Origin of the sequence: Moorena sp. SIO1F2 (assembly GCF_010672755.1) — a bacterium.
GTDB lineage: Bacteria > Cyanobacteriota > Cyanobacteriia > Cyanobacteriales > Coleofasciculaceae > Moorena.
In genome coordinates, this window is the sequence record NZ_JAAHFV010000394.1 from 1 (window position 1) to 5,632 (window position 5,632).

At 42.4% G+C, this 5,632-nt stretch carries 6 protein-coding genes; 4 read left to right on the forward strand and 2 right to left on the reverse strand.

All coding sequences use genetic code 11. The features are described from left to right. Positions 1 to 230: 230 nt before the first annotated feature. Positions 231 to 818: a peroxiredoxin gene (locus tag F6J94_RS29125; RefSeq protein WP_293046774.1), complete on the forward strand. Its 588-nt coding sequence runs from the start codon at positions 231 to 233 to the stop codon at positions 816 to 818. 131 nt (positions 819 to 949) lie between these two features. Here F6J94_RS29125 and F6J94_RS29130 read toward each other — a convergent pair whose 3' ends face one another. Together F6J94_RS29130 and lpxD are read right to left on the reverse strand one after the other, a co-directional pair. After that, complete coding sequence (locus F6J94_RS29130) at positions 950 to 1,735, reverse strand: hypothetical protein (RefSeq protein WP_293046775.1); 786 nt, start codon at positions 1,733 to 1,735, stop codon at positions 950 to 952. A 431-nt stretch (positions 1,736 to 2,166) separates the two neighbouring features. Next, complete coding sequence (gene lpxD / locus F6J94_RS29135) at positions 2,167 to 3,210, reverse strand: UDP-3-O-(3-hydroxymyristoyl)glucosamine N-acyltransferase (RefSeq protein WP_293046779.1); 1,044 nt, start codon at positions 3,208 to 3,210, stop codon at positions 2,167 to 2,169. A gap of 1,226 nt (positions 3,211 to 4,436) precedes the next feature. Between lpxD and clpP the strand changes: the two genes are divergently transcribed. The 3 genes from clpP (at position 4,437) to F6J94_RS29150 (ending at position 5,517) form a co-directional block, all read left to right on the forward strand. Further along, positions 4,437 to 5,039 carry an ATP-dependent Clp endopeptidase proteolytic subunit ClpP gene (gene clpP / locus F6J94_RS29140; RefSeq protein ID WP_293046776.1) on the forward strand — a complete coding sequence of 201 codons (603 nt, stop codon included), beginning with the start codon at positions 4,437 to 4,439 and terminating at the stop codon, positions 5,037 to 5,039. 39 nt (positions 5,040 to 5,078) lie between these two features. Next, positions 5,079 to 5,240 carry a hypothetical protein gene (locus F6J94_RS29145; RefSeq protein ID WP_293046777.1) on the forward strand — a complete coding sequence of 54 codons (162 nt, stop codon included), beginning with the start codon at positions 5,079 to 5,081 and terminating at the stop codon, positions 5,238 to 5,240. A gap of 151 nt (positions 5,241 to 5,391) precedes the next feature. Next, the gene (locus F6J94_RS29150) at positions 5,392 to 5,517 is read left to right on the forward strand and encodes a hypothetical protein (protein WP_293046778.1); all 126 of its coding nucleotides are present in this window, start codon (positions 5,392 to 5,394) and stop codon (positions 5,515 to 5,517) included. Positions 5,518 to 5,632: the final 115 nt, after the last annotated feature.

Sequence of the window (5,632 nt, forward strand, 5' to 3'; positions counted from 1 at the left end):
TTAAGTTTTCTGCTTTAGGGGTGAAACCGAACTTGGCTTCGTTAGACTCTTGATTGGACATGGTTCTTTGCTCCGCTAATTTACTCTGTGTAGCCCGTTTATATTAATAAATGTAACAAATTATTGGCTAAATGTCAATTATCTGCATAGCCAACCGGGATGAATTGTTTATAAAGTCTTAGTTCATCAATGATGTAAACTTATGTGAAGCATAATTTCCTGTTTTCATCATGATCTCTCGTCGCGCATTTCTCAGCAGTCTGTTGGCTAGCTTGATCGTTTTGCTAGCTTGGATAAATTTTCCCAACCCTGCCCATGCTCTCGGTGGCAAACAACTTCCTCTCAATAAACCCGCACCCGAGTTCACCCTACCAACTAATACTGGTAAGGGTCAGGTGTCCCTCTCGGATTATCAAGGTCATTGGGTTGTACTTTATTTCTATCCCAAAGACTTTACTAGTGGTTGCACCTTGGAAGCTCAGCGATTTCAGCAAGATTTGCCCAAATACATAAAGAGAAATGTGCAGATCCTAGGGGTGAGCGTGGATGATGTCGATTCTCACGCCGAGTTTTGTGACTCAGAGGGTTTACAGTTCCCACTTTTAGCTGACACCGATGGCTCTGTCAGCAAGGCTTATGGTTCTTGGTTAGGTATTATGTCCCTACGCCATACCTATATCATTGATCCAGAAGGAATTCTACGGAAAATATTCCTTGGTGTAAGACCAGCAATTCATAGCACCGAAGTACTGGCTAGCCTGGATGAGTTAATTTCTACTCCTTGGTGGGTTGATTTGCTACTAAGGATTAAGCTTTAACAAGATTTATGCATTGATCAGGTCTAATCTCTCGTCTAATATCTCTGGTCTAATATCTATAGATAGAGTTTAACCAAATCAACTCATTTCTAGATATAGCTCTACATATAGCTTGAGTGCCTAAGTCCTATTTAAGCTTCCTTAAAGGAGGCTACTGAAAGTAGGCTGAGTACTGAAGCCGGATCATCAACAGTAGGGCTGGTTAGCTGAACATTGTCAATGATGAGTCCAGACTGAGTTTGATTACTCAATTCATTCACAACACCAAAGCCTAGGCTGTAGGTTCCAGCAGTAGTGAAGGTATGAGTAAATGCTTTAAATCCGGTTTGGTTGTAAAAGTTGTTCGGTGCTTGACTAAAGACCCCTAGGATTGGGTTAGCTAGTTCATAGACAATTTGGGACTTGGGAGAACTAAGGCAAACGAAAGCGAAGTCGGCAACAATAGCCTGATCTCCCACGTCTTCATTGGTGAGAAAATTCCAATCAAAGGTTAAGCTATCACCAAGACCAGGGGTAATAATTTGTTGGATAGCAGCACCTCTGACTACCTTGCTAGAAGTACCACATATGCCAACGGTGTCTAAAATTTTCTGGGCAATACAATCGAGAGTTCCTGTGGACAGGTATAAAAACTCCTCTAGTTTAGAGGCTGATGGGGCTTTTGGCTGGCCTGTTCTGGTGACTTCCTTATTGCTAGTTCTTAGTAAAAGCTGCTTTTCTCCATCTGTTGGAGTAATGCCAAAACTAGCTCTTTTGATCCCACCTGGTCCTAGCTTTTGCCACCCTTTGAGTCCTTCTTCAAAGCCACCATTAACTAGTTTAACTGGTTGCTCAGCACTAGAAAAACTAGACGAATCAACCAGATAGTTAATTTCTTTTCTCAAGGTGGACTGTTTTGGCATTTGAGACGTGGACATAAAATTAATTTTTCTAGAACGCTAAAAGTTGAAACGACGATGATTCCAGAAAAATCAGAGGCAATCTTAACTTTTGACATGAGCACCAACCGTATTAACACCCTGATTAATCTGATCAGTTTGATGATCGTCTAATGAATCATCAACGTATTGTGTAAATTTTTACACGGTTGTTTCATTAAAAGTCAATGTATCTAGGTAATCTTTACCAACTATTTATATTTGGATATTTATTCATTAAGTTTCCAAGAAGAAACGATTAACTATAACCTTGACAAATTCAGGTTTTTATCTTTCCATAAGCTAATCTCAAATATGAAGATTTTGGAAAGGGGTCTGTTCAAGTAAGCTTAATTACTTACTGTTCTGAAATCAGAGCAAAAGGCACAGCAAAGATTAGTCAGTTTTTTTACTTTTGTTATTTATTTTTTCTATTTGAGGTTTCGTTGAAGTTGCTTCAAGATTTTATACATTTCTGGAAGCCGATTGTAGATGGCAGATATTTTTAGCCAGAGTTTGTTGGAAATAGCAGGATAGCCAGACACTACACTTCCGGGTTCTACATCTTTGTGGATTCCGGATTTAGCGGTCACAATTGCTCCATCCCCAACATTCACTTGATTCGCAATTCCTACCTGACCTGCCAGCAGCACTTGATTACCCACTTTCACTCCTCCAGATAATCCGACTTGGGCTGCCAAGGCACAGTTTTGTCCGACCTCGGAGCCGTGACCAACATGTACCAAATTATCTAATTTAGTGTTGCGTCCAATGCGGGTTTCCCCAACCGCTGGACGGTCAATAGTGCTGTTACAGCCAACTTCCACCCCATCTTCTAAGACCGTGTAGCCAGACTGTTGCATTTTATACCACCCTTGGGGGGTTGGCACAAAGCCAAACCCTTCAGCACCAATGACTGCACCACTATGAATTACACAATCGTTACCAATGTGGCTCCGTTCATGAATAGTGCAGTTGGCATGTAAGACAGTGCGATCGCCTATTTCTACTTCAGGATATAGTACTACATTAGGATGGATACAGACCTGATTGCCAATCTTTACCCCTGCTAAAATTACGACGAAAGGTCCAATATAGACATCATTTCCTAACTGAGCATCTGGGTCAATCACTGCACTGGGGTGGATGACTGGTTCTGGTTGAAAAGGTTGATAGAAACATGCGATCGCATGAGCAAATAGTAATCTCGGTTCAGATGTCCCTACCCAAGCAATACCTCTTTCTGTCGCTTTTGCCTGTAATGCTTCATCCAGGGACAAAATTAAGGCACTCGCCTGGGTTTTGTCCACCATGTGGGCAAATAATGGTCCTTCAATATAACTGAGAGTGCCTGGGGTGGCTGTATCGATGGGAGCAACTCCGGTAATTTCAGGGTTAAGCTCTGTATCGCTATTCAGGCTATGGCACAAAGACGCTGTATTACCCAGGTGTTCTATTAAAAGACTAAATTTCATGGCTTGGCAAGGGGTGGGTGTGGGATTTGACATCTGGCATGATAAGACAAATTGAGGACTCACCGCCATTGCTATTGAAGTTATATGGGATTCACAATGCCTTAGTTATATTGGGTTTTCCTAGCCCTTTAGTTATTCGATCACTCCGATTGTCCTTGGATGATTGAGTCATTAGTCCACAAGTTGCTTAGTTCCATCTATATATGGAACTAATTAAGACCTCGAAGGTTTAATGACTAACGACTAATCAATCATGTTTAGTGGTGCTACCGTGAACTTAATAACACTTTTGGGGTTGACCGTGACGGCGGTACAGCATCAGACTGTTCAGGATCTGGTGGACTAATATAGACTAGTAAGTTGAGCAATATTGTGATAGTAAGTGCCTGAAAAACTTTTTTAAACACGAGCCACACTCCTCATTCCTAATATATAGTATTGCTGAAACCATCGAAAACGATGCAGCGCCTTCATGCGGGGGTTTCCCCCACTCGCGCTTTGCATCAAGAGAACGATGCTACTTGACTGAGATACGAACTTTCTAAAATTGATACACCCGTGAAGGTAATTAACTCTACCAGTTTATTTAAGCAACCATATAAGTGCCAAGTTATATGTTCCGCCTAAGTGAGTGGCACAGTGCAAAGGGTTGCTCCTAAGTCATTCTGTGTAATTTAATAGATTGGGGGTAGCCGAGATTAGAACCAAAGCAAGAGTTTGCTAGTCGCTACAATGTAAAGAAAAACCAATATAGCACCCACCTGGGGTCAGTACCCTACTCTTGCCTAGAGAGGACTCCCTCGCCTAGTCATTCAAGATAGCTGACCAGCCTAAGACCTGCGAAGTCTAGGTTATGGGAAGTCTAGGTTATCGGCAAGGGTTAAAGTTCCTACCTTAGGATGGGATGCCAGTCCGAAGCTGATTAACTAGATCGTTAAACAGTCCTACTAGGGGTAAGACAGTGCCATCAGAAGAATGAAGAATTTTAAATTCTAAATTCTAAATTCTAAATTCTACATTCTGACAGGATATTACCGACCGATAACAAGCCGCGAGGCAAACATGAGGTTCTGCTTCGATAGGCTATGAAGGCTGTTAACAGGAACGGGTATGAACTGCATCTGTTCTCCCCACATTCATCCAAGGGGGTTTTAACCGCCCTTTGTGTTCGTTTTTTCTCCCCAGTTGCCCATACACGGGGTTTACAAATTTCACGCTTATTTTTTATGATTCCTACAGTTATCGAGCAATCAGGTCGTGGCGAACGTGCCTTTGACATTTACTCTCGTTTGTTGCGAGAGCGCATTGTATTCCTCGGACAACAGATTGATTCTGACTTAGCTAACTTAGTGGTTGCCCAATTACTCTTTCTAGAAGCCGATGACCAGGAAAAAGATATTTACCTGTACATCAACTCTCCCGGTGGTTCAGTGACTGCGGGCATGGGCATTTTCGATACGATGAATCAAGTTGCTCCGGACGTTAGCACTATCTGTGTTGGACTAGCAGCTAGTATGGGGGCTTTCTTACTCAGTGCTGGTGCTAAGGGTAAACGCATGAGCTTGCCCCACTCCCGGATTATGATTCATCAGCCACTGGGTGGAGCACAGGGACAGGCAAGCGATATAGAAATCCAAGCAAAAGAAATCCTCTACCACAAGCAGCAGCTAAACAAGTATTTAGCAGAACATACCGGTCAGCCACTGGAAAGGATTCAGGAGGATACCGAGCGGGATTTCTTTATGTCAGCGACTGAGGCTAAGGACTATGGTTTAATCGACCAAGTCATTGAGCGACGTCCCATAGCAACCCCTTTCCCAACAAAATAATGTCTTAGTTGACACTCCCTGCTCGCCCATAGACGGGGAGTGTCAACTAAGACGTTAGTTTGGGGAGATGCTAAAGCGATCGCTAACCAAGTCCGGACTATTACTGAAGTGACTCCCGAAATTAACAATCGGCAGTTAATCACCTACCGTAACCGAAATAGTAATTCCCAGCTTATGGGAACTACTCGGGAGTTTCTTTGAGTTCGTAGCTTTGAGGTAGCCAAGGGGCAATTTATTTCGGAACTAGACCTGAAGTAGAACAATCGGTTGGTGAGCGATTGAAAATCTATTGCGGCTTAGGCACAAAATTAATGGTTAAGATAATTTTGGTGTCCAGAGCCAGAAAGATGTCTTGGAAATTGTCAATACCTTCACAGCAGCATTGAGGCTTATGTTGGCAGCGCTTATGTTGTCAGCGATTGCTGGTATTTCCCTACTAGTTGGCGGTATTGGTGTGATGAATATGATCTTAACCTGAGTTCGATGACAGAAATTCAGAAGTTTTGACTCCAATCCATGAGACAGTAGTCAGGAGTCAGGATAAGAATTCATAATTATTGGTTATAATACAGAATTGAACGTCGTTAAATAGC

Coding starts and splice junctions, on each gene's coding strand:
- clpP (WP_293046776.1), top strand. CDS start 4,437: ATGATTCCTACAGTTATCGAGCAATCAGGTCGTGGCGAACGTGCCTTT.
- F6J94_RS29125 (WP_293046774.1), top strand. CDS start 231: ATGATCTCTCGTCGCGCATTTCTCAGCAGTCTGTTGGCTAGCTTGATC.
- F6J94_RS29130 (WP_293046775.1), bottom strand. CDS start 1,735: ATGTCCACGTCTCAAATGCCAAAACAGTCCACCTTGAGAAAAGAAATT.
- lpxD (WP_293046779.1), bottom strand. CDS start 3,210: ATGAAATTTAGTCTTTTAATAGAACACCTGGGTAATACAGCGTCTTTG.